Origin of the sequence: Pseudomonas sp. COR18 (genome assembly GCF_048568395.1) — a bacterium.
In the GTDB taxonomy this organism is placed as follows: domain Bacteria; phylum Pseudomonadota; class Gammaproteobacteria; order Pseudomonadales; family Pseudomonadaceae; genus Aquipseudomonas; species Aquipseudomonas fuscovaginae_B.
The window spans coordinates 5,297,038-5,314,327 of record NZ_CP183808.1; the positions used below are offsets into that span (position 1 = coordinate 5,297,038).

The 17,290-nt window shown below is 63.0% G+C and carries 16 protein-coding genes; 5 read left to right on the plus strand and 11 right to left on the minus strand.

The window, feature by feature from the left end:
- Positions 1–118 precede the first annotated feature (118 nt).
- Complete coding sequence (locus tag ACM62G_RS24230) at positions 119–2,368, plus strand: exo-alpha-sialidase (protein ID WP_273820939.1); 2,250 nt, start codon at positions 119–121, stop codon at positions 2,366–2,368.
- A gap of 124 nt (positions 2,369–2,492) precedes the next feature.
- On the opposite strand, the gene ACM62G_RS24235 is transcribed toward ACM62G_RS24230, so the two are convergent.
- Positions 2,493–3,398, minus strand: coding sequence for a LysR family transcriptional regulator (locus tag ACM62G_RS24235; protein ID WP_273820940.1), 906 nt, complete (start codon positions 3,396–3,398; stop codon positions 2,493–2,495).
- A 95-nt stretch (positions 3,399–3,493) separates the two neighbouring features.
- On the opposite strand from ACM62G_RS24235, the gene ACM62G_RS24240 reads away from it, so the two are divergent.
- Positions 3,494–4,627 carry an alanine racemase gene (locus tag ACM62G_RS24240; protein WP_419735773.1) on the plus strand — a complete coding sequence of 378 codons (1,134 nt, stop codon included), beginning with the start codon at positions 3,494–3,496 and terminating at the stop codon, positions 4,625–4,627.
- A 31-nt stretch (positions 4,628–4,658) separates the two neighbouring features.
- Here ACM62G_RS24240 and ACM62G_RS24245 read toward each other — a convergent pair whose 3' ends face one another.
- Both ACM62G_RS24245 and ACM62G_RS24250 read right to left on the minus strand, forming a co-directional pair.
- Positions 4,659–5,882, minus strand: coding sequence for a hypothetical protein (locus tag ACM62G_RS24245; protein WP_419735774.1), 1,224 nt, complete (start codon positions 5,880–5,882; stop codon positions 4,659–4,661).
- An 88-nt stretch (positions 5,883–5,970) separates the two neighbouring features.
- Positions 5,971–6,720, minus strand: coding sequence for a substrate-binding periplasmic protein (locus tag ACM62G_RS24250; protein WP_054057337.1), 750 nt, complete (start codon positions 6,718–6,720; stop codon positions 5,971–5,973).
- A gap of 178 nt (positions 6,721–6,898) precedes the next feature.
- Here ACM62G_RS24250 and ACM62G_RS24255 point away from each other — a divergent pair, with 178 nt between their 5' ends.
- Complete coding sequence (locus ACM62G_RS24255) at positions 6,899–7,036, plus strand: hypothetical protein (RefSeq protein ID WP_419735775.1); 138 nt, start codon at positions 6,899–6,901, stop codon at positions 7,034–7,036.
- 91 nt (positions 7,037–7,127) lie between these two features.
- Positions 7,128–8,597: a DUF6765 family protein gene (locus ACM62G_RS24260; protein WP_419735776.1), complete on the plus strand. Its 1,470-nt coding sequence runs from the start codon at positions 7,128–7,130 to the stop codon at positions 8,595–8,597.
- A gap of 189 nt (positions 8,598–8,786) precedes the next feature.
- On the opposite strand, the gene hpaI is transcribed toward ACM62G_RS24260, so the two are convergent.
- The 8 genes from hpaI to ACM62G_RS24300 all read right to left on the minus strand — a co-directional run bounded on the left by hpaI (position 8,787) and on the right by ACM62G_RS24300 (position 16,094).
- Complete coding sequence (hpaI, locus tag ACM62G_RS24265) at positions 8,787–9,584, minus strand: 4-hydroxy-2-oxoheptanedioate aldolase (RefSeq protein ID WP_273820945.1); 798 nt, start codon at positions 9,582–9,584, stop codon at positions 8,787–8,789.
- A 16-nt stretch (positions 9,585–9,600) separates the two neighbouring features.
- Positions 9,601–10,404 carry a 2-oxo-hept-4-ene-1,7-dioate hydratase gene (gene hpaH / locus ACM62G_RS24270; protein WP_273820946.1) on the minus strand — a complete coding sequence of 268 codons (804 nt, stop codon included), beginning with the start codon at positions 10,402–10,404 and terminating at the stop codon, positions 9,601–9,603.
- A 14-nt stretch (positions 10,405–10,418) separates the two neighbouring features.
- Complete coding sequence (locus tag ACM62G_RS24275) at positions 10,419–11,726, minus strand: MFS transporter (protein ID WP_419735777.1); 1,308 nt, start codon at positions 11,724–11,726, stop codon at positions 10,419–10,421.
- 36 nt (positions 11,727–11,762) lie between these two features.
- Positions 11,763–12,173 (minus strand): 5-carboxymethyl-2-hydroxymuconate Delta-isomerase, encoded by a 411-nt coding sequence (locus ACM62G_RS24280; RefSeq protein ID WP_054057332.1) that lies wholly within the window; start codon positions 12,171–12,173, stop codon positions 11,763–11,765.
- Positions 12,174–12,188: 15 nt separating this feature from the next.
- Positions 12,189–13,112 carry a 3,4-dihydroxyphenylacetate 2,3-dioxygenase gene (hpaD, locus tag ACM62G_RS24285; RefSeq protein ID WP_273820948.1) on the minus strand — a complete coding sequence of 308 codons (924 nt, stop codon included), beginning with the start codon at positions 13,110–13,112 and terminating at the stop codon, positions 12,189–12,191.
- 80 nt (positions 13,113–13,192) lie between these two features.
- Positions 13,193–14,653, minus strand: coding sequence for a 5-carboxymethyl-2-hydroxymuconate semialdehyde dehydrogenase (gene hpaE / locus ACM62G_RS24290; protein ID WP_419737556.1), 1,461 nt, complete (start codon positions 14,651–14,653; stop codon positions 13,193–13,195).
- 5 nt (positions 14,654–14,658) lie between these two features.
- Positions 14,659–15,426 carry a fumarylacetoacetate hydrolase family protein gene (locus ACM62G_RS24295; RefSeq protein WP_273820949.1) on the minus strand — a complete coding sequence of 256 codons (768 nt, stop codon included), beginning with the start codon at positions 15,424–15,426 and terminating at the stop codon, positions 14,659–14,661.
- Positions 15,423–16,094, minus strand: coding sequence for a fumarylacetoacetate hydrolase family protein (locus tag ACM62G_RS24300; RefSeq protein WP_054064253.1), 672 nt, complete (start codon positions 16,092–16,094; stop codon positions 15,423–15,425). The genes ACM62G_RS24295 and ACM62G_RS24300 overlap by 4 nt, the downstream gene beginning before the upstream one ends.
- 154 nt (positions 16,095–16,248) lie before the next feature.
- Here ACM62G_RS24300 and hpaA point away from each other — a divergent pair, with 154 nt between their 5' ends.
- Positions 16,249–17,157, plus strand: coding sequence for a 4-hydroxyphenylacetate catabolism regulatory protein HpaA (hpaA, locus tag ACM62G_RS24305; RefSeq protein WP_054057328.1), 909 nt, complete (start codon positions 16,249–16,251; stop codon positions 17,155–17,157).
- Positions 17,158–17,290: the final 133 nt, after the last annotated feature.

Genomic DNA, 17,290 nt, shown 5'->3' on the forward strand with positions numbered 1-17,290 from the left:
CGATGTTTTCGATAAACCCGACGCCGCCAGTGGCACGCCTGCCTTTTCGAGTACCGTCAGATTTACGCTGCCGGCCTATTTCGTGCCTTCAGTCAATTCGTTCAAGGGCAAGGTATATATGTTCTGGTCGAACAACTATGACCAGAAAAATGTGTACTTCTCCAGCTCGCCTGATGGGCACAACTGGTCCAGGGCGCAAACCATCGAGGTGGGCAGTGTACTGGGCAATGTCTCCGTCAGTGCCTTCAACCAGAAGCTGGTACTGACCTTCACCGACGCCCAGCGGCGGCTCAGGACCATCAGTTCCACGGATGGGGCCGCCTGGTCCACGGCCCAGCCGATCGACACGACCCACACCGCCGTCACCAACAAGCCGGTGGTGTACAACGGCAAGCTGTTCGTACTGTACAGCGAGAACTCGGGCAAGGCCGTGTACTCGGTCAGTTCCCGTGACGGGATCGCCTGGAGCCGCGAAAGCCTGGCCTTCCAGGAGACCGCCGATTCGATTCTGACGATGGTCCCGGTGGTCTACAACGGCCAGTTGTGGGCCTACTACGCCTTTGAAAATGGCGCCACGTTCGCGCGTACCTACGACCGGGCTGGCCAGTGGGGCTCCCGGCGTGACCTGCAGGGGATTGCCGGCCAGGGTGGGCTCAAGGGGTTTCTGAATAGCGCCGCGATGATTGACGATCGGGTGTTCATCAGCAGCAGTTCCACCACGTTCTATTCGACCGATGGGTTGAACTGGCATCCGTACTTCTCCAAGCGCTTCTCCGGCAATTCGGCCTACCCCTCGGGGTTGGGCGTGTCCTACGCGATCAGCGCAAACGACCTGACCCGCAGCAACCCGCAACTGCCATCGGACCTGGCGACCGGTATCAGCCATACCGACTATGCCACCTTTGCCTGGCGCAGCTTCATCGCCCTGAACAACACCGCCAACACCCCGTTGCCGGCCAATCGCGGGGTGGGCAACCCGAACGGCAGCTTCGCCGATTCGGGCAAGGCCTCCCAAACGGCCAACCCCCTGCTGTGGCAGACCTTCGCCCACCGCACCGAGCTGTTTCCGGCGGTAGGCAAGAGCGCTGTCGGCGGCCCAACCCGTCCGTTCGGCTCCAGCCCGCAGTACAGCTACGTCCAGTTCCCCAATGGGGCGCCGTTGGCGCCGGGGGCCAGCTATGCCCATTACAACAACCTCGATGAGGCGACCCAGATCGGGCAGAACGCGATATTTTTCCCGGTCAATCCGCCGAAGGCGGCGATGAAGGGGAACGATTACGCGCCTTCGAACGACAGCCAGATCCTGTTCGAGGCCAAGGCCAACCCGGTGGTCTACGAGTATGCGAAGAGCCTCAGGAGCTACCCGGATCACATCGTCCTGCCCAACGGTGCCGTGGAAGTCAAGGCCGCCTGGCGCAAGCTGGCGGACATCCCGGTGGCGCAGCGTTCGCGCTACCACACGGCAACCGTGGTGACCTACCACGGCGATGACAGCAAACCGGTGGCCTATAACGAGGAGTACGCACTGGTCGCCTTGCACATCATCCACAAGACGCCCAACTACCCGACTTTCATCTTCGCCACCTTCGAGCATGAAGATGCGCTGAACCTGCCCGACAATTCGCCGACCGGGCTCTACTACATCGCCAACTACGACAGGATCGCCTACGCCTCGCCACCGGATGACACGCCGCCGCCGGTGGCGACCTTCTCGGACGGCAAGGGCATTCACCGGGTGACCTTGCCCAAGGGTTACCTGGCCGATGCGAAGCATACGCCGCCGATCTACTCCGGCAGCAACGGGATTCCCAAGGGACAGGCCGGTCCGATCACGGTGGTGCAGCCGCAGACCACCCATGCTGAAGTCGCCGCAGTGAACGAGCAGGTCAGGCAGCTGATGGACGCCAGTGGCCAGTTCGGCAATTCAGTCTGGAAGCACTATCGGCTCAAGGGCGTGCAGGCCATCCCGTCGAGCAACGAGACCGACCCGGACTATTACCTGGCCAACATCATGGTCGAGAGCAGCCAGCCGGGGATTCAGCTGTTTCGGGGGACCAACATTTTCCCGGTCCCGCAGAACAACACCCTGACCAACATGCGCAACGTGGCCAACATCAAGGTGCCGGACTATGACCACAGCAGCCAGAGCCTGACCATGGGCGGTTGCATGGGCTGTCACGGTGTGGCCCAGTCTGCACTGAAGCAGGGTTTCAGCTTCCTGTTCGATGCCATCAATATTCCGGCTGGCTCCGGTACCCCCACCGGTTTCGCCAACCCGGAAACCATTGGCCTGCCGGATGTACGTGTCCAGCAGCAGCGGGCCCTGAAGTACTCGCTGAGCGTCAAGGACCGGGGCGCGGCCCAGTAAGCCAAGGCCGGGCCATCCCTTGTGGGTGAGGGGATGGCCACGGCCAGGGCATCATGGACACGGGCCTTAAACCCTCCGGGCGTCCTGTACAGTGCCACCGGCCGGTGGCCTGGGTGATGCCGACTTATCTGTCCGCAGATCCGCCAGGCGTACGCAGCGAGTCGCCGAGAAAGCTGCACAGGGCTTGCAGTTTGCCAGAACGCTGCTTGCGCGTTGGCACCAGCAACAGGATCGGTGCGGACTCGAACTGCCAGTCGGCCAGCACCCGCAGCAATGACCCGTTGGCCAGGGATTCGGCGACATCCCACTGCGATCTCAGCACCAGTCCCAGATCCTGTTCCGCCCAGCGGCGGGCCACACCGCCATCGTTGGTGACCATGGCCGGGGTGATCGGCAGGGCCGCGTGAAGCTGACCTTTGCGCAGTTGCCAGACCGTCGCCAGTTCATGGTTTTCCCGAATCGAAATGCAGCGGTGCCGGTTCAGTTCGTCGGGATGTCGAGGCACACCGTGCTGCTTCAGGTAGCCGGGGGAAGCGCAGAGCCAGCGTTCGTTGCTGGCCAGGGTCTGCGCCGTCCACGAGCTGTCGCTGATGGGGCCGATATGGATCACGGCATCGCAGTTGTGTCGATCCGCCCAGGGTGCTTCGCGCAGATCGAGTTCGAGCCTGAGCCGCGGGTGCAATTTGGCAAAGCGCGCGATGATGGGGGCGATGCGCAAGCGACCGAACCCGAAAGGGGCTGCCAGTTTGAGGTGGCCCCTCAGTCCCCCGTCGGGTGACACCATCGAATCGGACAACTCCTCCAGTTGCCGCAGCAACTGCAGGCCTTCCTGCGCCAGCCGCTCACCTTCCTCGGTCAGCCTCAGGCAGCGGGCATCCCGGTTCGCCAGACGTACTCCCAGGTCCGCCTCGAGCTTGCGCAGGCGCATCGAGAGTGCTGGCGCAGTCACCTGCAGATGGCGAGCCGCCTCGCTCAGCGATCTGGAGCGGGCGAGGGTGGTCATCAACTGCAGGTCGGGGATGCTGATCATGTAGCTGAGCTTAACGTATGGATAATGGGACGTTAACCAGGGAATGGGGTGTCTGTATTAGTTTTCAGCGCTCACCATCCCCCTGGAGATCAGCCATGAGTGCGTCGCTCGAAACCCTGAACACCCCCGCCGCGATCATCGATGTCGCCCGCATGCACCGCAACATTGCGCGCATGCAGGCCCGGGCGGACAGGCTGGGTGTGCGTTTGCGGCCTCACGTCAAAACCTCCAAGTGTCTGCAGGTGGCTCGGGCACAGATCGCTGCCGGAGCCAGCGGGATTACCGTGTCGACGCTCAGGGAGGCCGCGGCCTTTTTCGCGGACGGCATCACGGACATTCTCTACGCCGTGGCCATGGCCCCGAGCAAGCTCGACCAGGCCTGGGCACTTCGCCGTCGGGGCTGCTCGCTGAAAATCATCACCGACAGCGTGCTGGGCGCCCAGGCCATGGTGGACTTTGCCCGTAGCCACCGCGCCAGCTTCGAGGTCTACATCGAAATCGACAGCGATCATCATCGCTCGGGAGTGCGCAGCGACGATCCGTTGCTGATAGAGATCGCCAAGGTCCTGCACGACGGCGGCGTGACCCTGCTGGGCGTTCTGACCCATGCCGGCGAAAGCTACAAGCTCGACACCCCGCAGGCCTTGCAGGCCCTGGCCGAAGTCGAGCGTCGCGAGTGCGTGGCGGCGGCACAAGCCATTCGCGCGGCAGGGTTGCCATGCCCCGAGGTGAGTGTGGGGTCCACGCCGACGGCATTGAGTGCCGCGGATCTGGCGGGTGTCACCGAACTGCGTGCGGGTGTCTATGTGTTCTTCGATCTGGTGATGCTCAACATCGGGGTCTGCGCGATGCCTGAGCTGGCGTTGAGTGTGTTGACTACCGTCATCGGTCACCAGCCGCAGAAGGGTTGGATCATCACCGACTCGGGGTGGATGGCCATGAGTCGCGACCGTGGTACCCAGTCCCAGGCCCGGGACTTTGGCTATGGGCAGGTCTGTGCCGCTGATGGGACGCCTATCGAAGGTCTGCTGCTGAGCAGTACCAACCAGGAGCACGGCGTCGCGTCCCATGCGTCGGTCGAGTGCGATGTGCTGGAGCGCTACCCGATCGGTACCCGTTTGCGCATCCTGCCGAACCATGCCTGCGCCACGGGTGCCCAGTTCCCCGGCTATGACGCCCTGGAAGAGGACGGGAGTCTGCGGCGGTGGGGACGTTTGCACGGTTGGTGATCGGCCCGGCGGGCCACGCACTCGCCGGGCATCAACCCAGCGGCGTCAGTTCCTGTAACTGCTCGCTGGTGGGAAAGCCGGTCGTGCGATAGCGCGGTGGATAGACACTGGCCGGTGTCAGCAGCGTTGCGACCCTGGGCACCAGTTCATCCCATGCGAACACCTGGGTGCGGGCGCTGCCATCCTCCTGCGGCTCGACCAGGACCACCCGGTCGGTCTGGGGCAGCAGGCTGTCGACGCTCTGTGTCCAACTGCACATCGAGAAGGTCCGGCTGTCGTCCTCCGAGCGCTGGTAGAGCATGTAGGAGGCCACGAACACGTCTTCCTGCTGCTCTTCATGGATCTTGTCGAGCAGTTCCTTCTGCGTGTGGTAGGTACCCTGCAACAGCAGGTGTTCCAGGGTGGCAAGACGCGCCTTGAGCGCTTCGTTCCCGGCCTGGAAGGGGACGATGTCCTGCTCCTGGTAGGTGTAGATCTGGCTGGAGACGGCCCGGCCGTTTTCCATCGCCTTGAAGCTGACCTCGACCATCTGGGCCATGCCTTGCTCGTCCTTGTCGCCGGTCACCATCAGCACGTCGTTGGTGGGGATCATGAACACCGGGCGGCCCTTGATCGGGGCACGCTGCAGGACATCCGGCAGCAGCACCCGGCTGATGTCGTAACCGTCGCCCCAGCGACCCAGATACAGCCCCGGGATGATGGGTTCGAAGGCCTCCGGCGTCGTTTCCCGCAGGTTCTGCACCGCGCTCGACAAGGCTTCGTCGAAGGTCACGCCCCAGCTTTCCTCCGGCCCCTTGGTCAAGGTGGCCGTGGATTCGGGGGAATCGACCGCCAGCAGCATCACGCAGTCCTTGCCCAGGGCGCGGTGGACCACCGTGTAGGGGGCCGCCCAGCCTTCGCTGCGAACATGGTGCAGGCGCACTTCATCCAGCATGCCGAGGTTGCGAATGACCGGCCGCAGCGCGGGGCGGACCTGTGCGAAGGTTTGCGGGGTCTTGCTCTTGGTGTTGAGCAGCGTGGCCACGTAGCCGTCGAGTATGGCGGCCTTCTTCGGCTTCTCAGCCTTCTGGTAGTCGCGAAACGCGTTGTGAAGGTTGAAGTAGCCACCATTGCCGTGCAGCAGCCGAAACTCATCGGGCACGTATTCGAGGTGGTCGCCATAGCCGGCCTGACGAGCGGCCTGGATGAATTTCCGGGCGAACTCTTCTTCGGTCAGCGGGCGATTGAAGAGTTTGCCGAGTAGGGTGCCGAACATGCGCGACGTTCTCCTTGAGTGCGAAGGGGTCATGGTGCGGGGTGAACAGGGCGGGGGTAAAGCACCTGCACGCAGCGCCGTGTGCCGCTCACGGCCCGGCAGCCGCTCTGTAGCGATTCTGGATGCGCTCCAGCTCGCCCGACTGACGCATGTGTTCCAGTGCGCGAGCCCAGTTGGCGACCACCTGGTCGTCGGAGTCGAGGCTGAAGGCGATGTAGAGTGAGGACCGGTACAGCTCGATGGGGACCTGCCGCAGTGTGCCGGGCTCGATGCCCAACTGGCGGCAGTAGTAGGCCACGCCGGCATCGGTGTCGCCGACGACGATCTCGGTGCGTCCGGCCAGCAGCATGCGATAGAGCTGCTGGCTCCCGGTGGCGCTTTTCTCGAGGTTCTGGAAGCCCTGCGCCTGCAGGGTGTCGGGGATCAGGCCGGCATGCCGGGTGGTGATGCGTGGAGCCTGCATCAGTTGCTCCAGGGTAGTCACCGGCTGCCGCGTATTGGCCAACTGGTAGGGATGAATGGATTCCTCCGCTATGGGCCCGACCCATTTGTACAAGGGTTCGCGCTCCGCCGTGCGAAACAGCGAATACATGATGGTCCTGGGCTGGTTCTGCAAGGAACGGGTGGCGCGCATGCTGGGCACCATCATCATATCGAACTCGTCGCCGGTCATTGCCATGATGCCCCGTACCACCTCCGTGGCCATGCCGGTGAGTTGGCCGTTCTCAAGATAATTGTACGGCGCCCACTCCTCGGTGACGACCTGATAGTGCTCGGCCCTGGCGGGAGTGCCGGGCAGCAGGCAGAACAGCACTGCAACAAGTACCGAATACTTCACGTCTTGGGCCTGGTGAGCTGTGGGGTGATCAAGGAAGGGTATGGTTCAACGGCTAGCGTGAGTATAGACACTAAACCCCTGAGAACGGTTCTCATGGACGAGTGATGTGCGACCTTGTGCAGGGCGGACCAGGCATCATGAACAACCTGTTCATCCTACCCGCTGAAATGGAACCGATATGAGCCTAGAAATTCCATCGAAGGTTGAAATAGAACGTGCCAGCTACGACGAATTTGGGGCTTTGTGGGGACAGTGCCGGTTCGGTGAGCAGCGATTGGGGCAGGCGAATAATAATAAAATCAATAATTATTATTGACTAGATGATGTCAATTTGACATTGCTCGTGGAGTGAAGTTATAAGTCTGAACAGTCAACGGGTGGTAAACAACGGTTTGAAGGGAGGCAGTATGGATCAGGATTTTCACTACTACGGTACTTTCCATTCGGCGATGTCGGCAGGGTTTGACAAGGACGATGCGACCCTGATTGCGAAGGCCTCGAATTTTATCGACTTTTTCCACGAGGGTGATTATGCATCCGACTGGTCACTGGTGAGCGAGACAAAAAAATCTTCTCACTATAACGTCGTGGCCAGGATGGAACATCCTCGATATACCTTTCAACATGGGTATTGGTCCACTTATAAGCACCCTGAGGATAGCGTGTGGTGCACCTATCACTTCATTCCCGGAAACTACGATGACCCGGCAGGTACACCCAGCAGAGAAAATATCCATGGGGTTGATGTAGCGAACTATATTCCCAAGCATGTCAAGAGGGAGACCCGCGGCGGTGAATATATACTAAGAAAATACAATCCTGAAACGTTGAACCACCTGCAGTGGGGGAGGATGCTCAACAGGCCACAAAGTGCACTGTCCAGAAGCCTGGTTCAAGACACTGTCCTGTGTGTGGCAGACGAAGATCGCCTGGAGAAGATCATCAGCCTGGCTGCAGTTGGCGCGGCGATACTCGAGACCGATCGCTCGGACGTCATTCGCAGATTCAAGTTGATTTTGCTGGGCGTCAGGGCCCATGTCATTGCCGATACATGGGCTCACCAGGACCACTGTGGCCTTGACAACGTCATGAACACCTACTGGGATGTGAACTATGATCCGGATTCCTGGAACCCGTTGAAGTTTGGACTTGGGCGACAAAGCATCGACTACAACGACGGCTCGTCGAAGGGTTGGAAGACTAAGGTTCTAACTGTTGGAAACAGCACGGTAGGGTATCTGTTGAATGTGCTTCCGGGGCATAGCCCGCTCGATATTCCAAATCCAAACTTCGAAGCCACTCCCAATGCTACGAGTTACCTGGGTCATGGCTGGCTCGGGCATTTCCCGGATTTCAGTTTCGTCAAGTTTCGCTACAAGCCTTGCTGGTCGGATCCGCGGCAAACGATTGAGCGGGATAACCCGAAGGAATATGAGGCTGCATGGGTCGAACTGACCAGTTTGTTCTACCAGGCTAAAACGGGGCGGAAACTGGAAATAAACGACCAGGTAAAAAGCGACATCAGCAAGGCCAAACAGGCCATTGAAACACCTTGTGAACTTGCCGCACTCATTCCCGTTCCCGGCAGAATGTCTTCGCAGAAGGCTTGGCAAAAGATTCTCTCTGAACAACCGGGTGATCAGATAAATACTATACAGGAACCTGATGCCAAGGCGGTGCTGGGCGGTTTGATTGAAAAGAGAGACACCAGCTACGTTAACATTCAAAGCGATCTCTACCTGTTCCAGATTGCCGCTGACTATCATTTTCACTTCATAAAACACTACTTGAAGGCAAATGGTATTTATCAATTCACAGGTGAATGGTCAAAGCAGAGAAGTACCTTGTCTGACGGCATCGTGAATCTGTTTTCGTAAGCACGAAATAATAGCTGTGTTGCCCACGCGGTCCTGATGGCCAGGTGCGGGTTGTTGAAACGACGTCTGTCCAACGGTTTTGGCACGCTTGCTGTTTGACTCACCGGCGCAGTCTCCCAAGACAGCAGGTGAGTCAAACGATAGCATCCGTGTGTGACGGCTGATGTATAGCCGGGCAAAGACCGCCGATCAGTAGACCCCGCCACCTGATGGGCCAGGCTGCCCGGTGTCTTTGAAGCGCGCCGCCAGCGTCTGCAATCCGCGCATCAGCACCGTGGTGTCGACGCCCACCGCGACGAACAGTGCGCCCAGTGCCAGGTAGCGTCGAGCCAGTGTCTCGTCCGCACTCAGAATCCCCGCCGCCTTGCCAGCCTTGCCCACCCGCAGGATGGCATCCTCGATCGCCGCCTGCACTTGCGGATGGCCCGGATTGCCGCGATGGCCCATCGACGCCGACAGGTCGGCCGGGCCGATGAACACCCCGTCCACGCCGTCGACCGCAGCGATTTCGTCGAGGTTGGCCAAGCCCTCGCGGTTCTCGATCTGCACCAGCAGGCACATCTGCTCATCGGCCTTGTCCAGGTAGCCGGGCAGCGTGTTCCAGCGCGAGGCCCGGGCCAGGGCGCTGCCCACGCCGCGAATGCCCTTGGGCGGGTAGCTGATGGCGCGCACCAGTTCCCGTGCCTGCTCCGCGGTCTCGACCATCGGCACCAGCAGGGTCTGCGCGCCGATATCCAGCACCTGCTTGATCAGCGCGGTGTCGCCGATGACCGGGCGGATGATCGGCTGTGACGGGTAGGGCGCCACTGCCTGCAACTGGCCGAGCAGGCTGCGCAGGTCGTTCGGGGCGTGTTCGCCGTCGATCAGCAGCCAGTCGAAACCGGCATTGGCCGCCAGTTCCGCGCAGTAGGCGTCGGCCAGGCCCAGCCAGAGACCGATCTGCGGCTCTTTCGCCTGGAGGCGGGCCTTGAAGGTGTTGATCAGCATGAGTGTGTCCTCCGGCTCAGACGAAGCGGCAGGCGATGCTGCCGAGCAGGTCGTAGTCGACGTGGAAGGTATCGCCAGGGTTGGCGGCGACCGGACGGGTGAACGAGCCACCGAGGATGATCTGCCCCGGCTGCAGGGTGACGTCGTACGGCGCCAGCTTGTTCGCCAGCCAGGCCACGCCCTTGGCCGGGTGGTTGAGCACGGCGGCGCTGACCCCGGATTCCTCGATCACGCCATTGCGGTACAGCACCGCCGGCACCTTGCGCAGGTCGATGTCGGTCGGCCGTACGGCGCGGCCACCCATGACCACGCCGGCGTTGGCGGCGTTGTCGGAGATGGTGTCGAAGACCTTGCGCGTGGCCTTGGTCTGCGGGTCGATCTGCTGGATGCGCGCATCGATGATTTCCAGCGCGGGGATCACCCACTCGGTGGCATCGAGCACATCGAACACCGTGCAGTGGGGGCCCTTGAGCGGCTTGCCGAGGATGAACGCCAGCTCCACTTCGACCCGCGGGACGATGAAGCGCTCGAAGGGAATGTCGCTGCCTTCGTCGAAGAACATGTCGTCGAGTAACGCGCCGTAGTCCGGCTCGGTGATGTTCGACGACACCTGCATGGCACGCGAGGTCAGGCCGATCTTGTGGCCGACCAGCTTGCGGCCGCCTTCGATTTTTTTCGCGACCCAGGCGCGCTGGATCGCGTAGGCGTCCTCGATGGTGATGCCGGGGTGGTCGAGCGAGAACTGGCGGACCTGTTCGCGCGAACGTTCGGCCTGGTCGAGGCGGGCGGCGGCTTGCTGGATCAAGGTGGAGTCGAGCATGGAGGCAATCTCTTTCAAGGGTTGACGGTGACGGCCCGGGTGCGCAGCACCAGCAGGCCGCCGAAGACGATGAACAGGGCCAGGATGTGCAGGGCCAGGCTCGGGCTGTGGGTGGTGTCGCGCATCCAGCCGATGAAATAGGGGGTGAGGAACGAGGCGATGCTGCCCAGGGAGCTGATCAGGGCGATGCCGGTGCCTTGGGTCCGGTCATTGAGGTAGGCCGGCGGCAGTTGCCAGAACATCGGCAGAGCGGCGCTGGCGCCCATGCCGGCGATGATCAGCCCGGCCATCACCGGTAGCGGCTGCTCCGGGGCGAGGCCGGCCAGGGCGATGCCGAAGGCGGCCATCAGCAGCGGCACGCACAGGTGCCAGCGGCGCTCCCGGCGACGGTCCGAAGAGCGGCCGCAGGCGAGCATGAACACGCAGCCGATCAGGTACGGCAGTGCGCTGAGCAGGCCGACGCTGGCGTCGTTGCCGATGCCGGCGCCATGGATCAGGCTCGGCATCCAGAAGGCCAGGGTGTTGACCGCCAGCATCACCGCGCAATAGATCGCCACCAGCAGCCAGATCGCCCGGTTCGCCAGCAGGCCGGCGAAGGAGGTGACCACCTTGCGCTGTTCCTCGCGGCCGAATGCCTCGCGCAGGGCGGCTTTCTGCCCGTCGTCGAGCCAGGCCACGCTTTCGAAATGCTCCGGCAGCACCGCCAGCACCAGCAGGCCGAGCAGGATCACCGGCGCGCCCTCAAGCAGGAACATCCATTGCCAGCCGGCCAGGCCGGCGGTGTTGTGCATGAGGCTGAGAATGGCACCGGACAGCGGTCCGCCGACCACGCCCGCCAGGGGCACGGCAATCGCGAACAGCGCGGTCACCTGCGCCCGGCGCCCGGCCGGATACCAACGGTTGAGGTACACCAGAATGCCCGGGAAGAAGCCGGCCTCGGCCGCCCCCAGGGCAAAGCGCAACAGGTAGAACACGCCGCTGCTGTCGATCAGCAGCATGCTGGTCGACAGCGCGCCCCACACCACCATCAGCGTGGCGATCCAGCGCCGTGGCCCGATCCGCTCCAGCGCCAGGTTGCTCGGCACGCCGAACAGCGCGTAGGCAATGAAGAACAGCCCGGCACCCAGGCCGTAGACCGTATCGCTCAGGTGCAGGTCGGCGGCCATCTGCATCTTGGCGAAGCCGATATTGATCCGGTCCAGGTGTGCGAACAGGTAGCACACCAGCAGCAGTGGAATCAGTCGCCATGTCACCTGGCGGTGAGCGCTGGCAGCAGGGTCCTGTGCCGCGCACAGGGTCGAGGCGGAGTGGGTCGTGCTCATGGTCTTGTACTTTTTATGGGATGAGACGGGATGGGCTCAGGCGCGGCCGTTGAACAGCGGGTGCAGGCTGCTGTGCTTGCCGTCGTAGACCTGGGCCTGGCTTTCGTCGATCTGCAGGGTGATGCCGATCGGTCGTCGCTTTACCAGCGGGTCCAGGACTTCCTTCAGCACCGCCAGCAAGCTGTCGCCGACCGCACTGTGCACGGCGCGGCTGCGCCCTTGGCCCATGCGCAGGTTGGCGTAGAGAAAGCCGTAGTCACCCCGGCCGTCGGCCACCGCGCAATGCGCGGCGGGGTAGGCCAGCACCCGGGTGCCGCCGGTGGGAAACACCGCCTTGCCGCTTTCGTCGCGGGCCTGGAGCATGGTGTCGGCCAGGCGGCGGCACAGCGACGGGATATCGGCCTCGGCCTCAAGGTCCGGGGTGTAGAGCAATACCAGATGGGGCATGAGCGGCTCCTGGAGTCAAAGGCGGTTGGCAAGGCCGACCGACGCGGGGTTGGAGGCCTGGGCGGCGGGGATCGCCGAACCGTCCTGGGGCGTGACCGGGAACAGGGCGTTGATCTGCCCGGTGCCGGAGGAGCCGAAGTACGGGGTCAGCACTTCGACATGGCCGTCATAGGCCGACCAGCCGAGTGCACCGAGCAGCATCGCCGTGTCATGCATGAAACCTTCGCCGTGGCCCTTGGCGGCGTATTCCGGGAGCATCGCGCAGAAGTCCGCCCATTCGGCGTCTTCCCACATTTTCACCACGCGGTTGTCCAGGGTTTCCAGGAACGGGCTCCAGACCTTGGTGGCGAAATCCGGCGCCTGGCCGTTCTGGGCAAAGCGATGGGACAGCGAGCCGCTGGCGAGGAACGCCACGGTACCGTCGTAGTGGTCCTCGACCGCCTTGCGCATGGCCCAGCCCAGGCGGGCGCTGTCGGCGAGGAAGTGCGAGGTGCACAGGGCCGAGACCGAGACCACCTTGAAATGCCGGTCCTGGTTCATGTAGCGCATCGGCACCAGCGTGCCGTATTCCGGGCCCAGGGTGGTGGCGTGGTGGGCCATGGTCTCGACCCCGAAGCGGTTGCAGGTGTCGGCCAGCAGCTTGCCCAGTTCACTGTTGCCGGGAAAGGCGTAGGGCATGTTGCTGATGAAGTGCGGCAGCTCGTTGCTGGTGTAGACGCCCTCGAAGTGCGGGCTGCAGAGCACGTGGTAGTTGGCGTTGACCAGCCAGTGGGTGTCGAACACGACGATGGTGTCCACGCCCAGTTCGCGGCAGCGTCGGCTGATCTCGTGATGCCCGTCGATGGCGGCCTGGCGGAAGCCCTGGCGTGGGCCGGGCAGTTCGGACAGGTACATGGACGGCACGTGGGTGATCTTGGCGGCCAGAGCGAGCTTGCCCATGGGGTTCTCCGGTAGTTGATTGTTGTTGTAGGCCCGCGTCGGCGGTAGGAGCCGGCCGGGCCGGCTCCAGCAGGATCAAGTTACACGCCCCAGCGCGGGATGTGGTGGCTGCCCATGGAGATGCATACGTTCTTGATCTCGGCGAACACCTCGAAGCTATACTGGCCGCCTTCGCGGCCGGTGCCCGAGCCTTTCACACCGCCGAACGGCTGACGCAGGTCGCGTACGTTCTGGCTGTTGATGAACACCATACCGGCCTCGATGCCGCGGGCCAGGCGGTGAGCCTTGCCGATGTCCTGGGTCCAGATGTAGGAGGCCAGGCCGTACTCGGTGTCGTTGGCCAGTTTGAGCGCTTCGGCTTCGTCCTTGAACGGGATCAGGCAGACCACCGGGCCGAAGATCTCTTCCTGGGCGATGCGCATGCTGTTGTTCACGTCGGCGAACACGGTCGGCTGGATGAACTGACCTTTTACCAGGTGCGCCGGCAGGTTGGCCGGGCGCTCCAGGCCACCGGCGAGCAGGGTGGCGCCTTCCTCGATGCCGATGCGGATGTAGCCGGTGACCTTGTCGTAGTGCTGTTGGGTGATCATCGAGCCGACCTGGGTCTTCGGATCGGTCGGGTCACCGACGATCAGGCGTTTGGCCCGTGCAGCGAACTCGGTGACGAATTGCGGGTAGACGCTTTCCTGGATGAAGATCCGGCTGCCGGCGGTGCAACGCTCGCCGTTGAGCGAGAAGATGGTGAACAGCGCGGCGTCCAGCGCGCGCTCCAGATCGGCGTCTTCGAAGATCAGCACGGGCGACTTGCCGCCCAGTTCCATGGAGTACTTCTTCAGGCCCGCGGTCTGCATGATCTTCCTGCCGGTGGCGGTGCCGCCGGTGAAGGAGATCGCCCGCACGTCCGGGTGACGCACCAGCGCGTCGCCGGCGGTCGCGCCGTAGCCCTGGATCACGTTCAGCACACCGTTGGGAATGCCGGCCTCGACCGCCAGGCGGCCCAGCTCGTTGGCGGTCAGCGGCGACAGCTCGGACATCTTCAGCACTGCGGTGTTGCCCAGGGCCAGGCAGGGCGCGGTCTTCCAGGTGGCGGTCATGAACGGCACGTTCCACGGCGACACCAGGCCACAGACACCCACCGGCTGGTACAGGGTGTAGTTGAGCATCTGGTCGTCGACCGGGTAGGTGTGGCCATCCATGCGGGTGCAGACTTCGGCGAAGAAGTCGAAGTTGTGCGAGGCGCGTGGAATCAGCACGTTCCTGGTCTGGTGGATCGGCAGGCCGGTGTCCAGGGTCTCCAGCTCGGCCAGATGCGGCACGTTCTGGTCGATCAGTTCACCGAGCTTGCGCATCAGCCGGGCGCGTTCCTTGGCCGGGGTGTTGGCCCACTTCGGAAAGGCTTCCTTGGCCGCAGCCACGGCCTGGGCGACTTCCTCGGCGCCGCCGCTGGCGACTTCACCGATCGCTTCGCCGGTGGCCGGGTTGTAGTTGATGAAGGTGTCTTTGCTCTCGACCTCACGGCCGTTGATCCAGTGCTTGATCATGCTGCTCATGCCTTGTTGTTCTTGAAGAAGTCAGTTTCACTGACGATTCGATTGACCAGGCGGCCGACGCCTTCGACTTCCACCACCACTTCATCGCCCGGCACCACGTCGGCCAGGCCCTCCGGCGTGCCGGTGGCGATCATGTCGCCCGGCTGCAGGGTCATGAAGCTGGAGAAGTATTCGATCAGGTACGGGATGTCGAAGATCATGTCCGCGGTGGTGCCTTCCTGTTTCAGTTCACCGTTGATCCAGGTGCGCAGTTTCAGGTTCGACGGGTCCGGCACATCGGCGACATCGACGATCCACGGGCCGACCGGGGTGGTGGCGTCGCGGTTCTTCACCCGCAGGTTGGGGCGGTAGTAGTTTTCCAGGTAGTCGCGGATGGCGTAGTCGTTGCACACGGTGTAGCCGGCCAGGTACTGCAGGGCGTCCTCGCGCTTGACGTTCTTCGCCGGTTTGCCGATCACCGCGACCAGCTCGCACTCGTAGTGCATGTAGGTCACGCCGTCCGGGCGCCAGGTCGCCTGGTTGTGGCCGGTGTAGGTGCCCGGCGACTTGATGAACGCCAGCGGCTCGGTCGGCGGGGTGAAAGCCAGCTCGCGTGCGTGGTCGGCGTAGTTCAGGCCCAGGGCGAACATGTTGCCGGTGGCCGGTGGCAGCCAGGTGACCTGCTGCTCGCCGAGCACGCGGCCGTCTTCCAGGCGCACGCTGTGGTCAGCGTCGACCAGCACCGCATGCACGGCGCCTTCGAACTGGATACGGGCGTGTTTCATGGGCGTGGCTCCTGTTCGCTGACGATGTGGTTGGTCAGGCGGCCGAGACCTGTGATCTCGACGTCGACCCGGTCCCCCGGCTGCACATCGACGCGGCCTTCCGGGGTGCCGGTGATCAGTACGTCGCCGACATCCAGAGTCATGAACTCGCTCAGTTCGGCGATCAGCCTGGCCACGCCACGCACCTGGTTGGCGGTGGTGTTTTCCTGCACGACTTCGCCGTTGACCCACAGCTTGATGGTCAGCGTCTGCGGGTTGGGCACGTCCTGGGGCGGTACCAGCACCGGGCCCAGGGCACAGAAACCGTCGCGACACTTGGCCTTGACCGCCGGGCGGTAGTAGCTGTCTTCCGGCAGGCTGAATTCGTTGGCGATGGTGTAGCCGGCCACATGCTCCAGGGCCTGGGCCTCGCTGACCCGGCTGGCGCGCTTGCCGATCACCACGGCCAGAGCCGGGCCCGGTTGCAGGCGCTCGCCGGCGGGATGTTCGACGGTACCGTCGTGCTGGTTGCGGGTGTTGGGCGTCTTGATGAACAGCACCGGTTTGACCGGTGGTTCCTTGTAAGGCGCCGCGTTGAACTCGGGCAGGCGCTGGGCGAGCAGGCCTTGGTAGTTCAGGGCGATGCCGAACAGCGTTCCGTGGGCCGTGTCGTACAGGCTTCGGGGCATCTCGATCTCCTGGAGGGGCCTGGGGCCCGATATTGTTAATGTGTTAACGTTATAATTAAGATGTTAACGATCGTCAAGCCAGGTTGCGTCCGGCCAACTGTTCAAAGCCGGTAAAAGCGCGCAGCATGCAGCCATAACAACAAGGAATTCCCTGATGCGCAGCGAACGTTCGCCCATCCCCAACATCAACATCGGGCAGGTCTACGACCAGCGCTACAGCGATGCCGAGATCCATTACGACCGCCTGAGCAACCTGGCCGGGTTCTTCGGCCGCAACATGCCGGTGCACCGGCACGACCGGTTCTTCCAGGTGCACTACGTCAAGAGCGGTGCGGTACGGGTGTACCTGGACGACCGCCAGTTCGTCGAAAGCGGGCCGATGTTCTTCCTCACGCCGCCGACCATTCCGCATTCTTTCGTCACCGAGTTCGACGCCGACGGGCACGTGCTGACCGTGCGCCAGCAACTGGTCTGGCAACTGCTCGAAGAAGACCCGGCGCTCGCGCCGCCACCGCCGATGGCGCCGGCCTGCGTGGCCCTGGACCGGCTCGAAGGCGAGCAGTTGGCCGAGGCCAGGCGCCTGGAGCTGATGTTCGACGCGCTCAGGGAAGAGATCGAAGGACAGGCCAGCGGTCGTGCGCCCGCGCTGCATGCCCTGACGCGGCTGGTGCTGATCAGCCTGCTGCGGCTGTCGGCGCATTCGCTCACGGCGCAACCGGCGCGGCATGAGGACCTGCAGGTGTTTCACCGCTTCAACGCGCTGATCGAGGCCCATTACCTCGAGCACCTGCCGCTGGCGGCCTACGCCGAGCGCCTGGGCGTGACCGAGGCGCGGCTGAACGACATTTGCCGGCGCATCGCCGACCTGTCTTCCAAGCGCCTGGTGCTCGAGCGCCTGATGCAGGAAGCGCGGCGCCTGCTGCTGTTCACCGGCCATTCGGCCAACGAGATCTGCTACCAGCTCGGCTTCAAGGACCCGGCCTATTTCAGCCGGTTCTTCCAGCGTTATGCGCAGATGACGCCGGGCGAGTACCGACAGCGCCAGGGCGGTTTCAGAGGATGACGGCATGGTGCGGCCTTGGGGTGATAGCCTTTTGTGCCGTTATCGTGGCGGCGCCCGGAACGACGGCCAATGCCTTTTCCGGGCAAGCGCTGGTACTTTCCATGAACGGTGCCAGTGTCGCTTGCCACCGCCT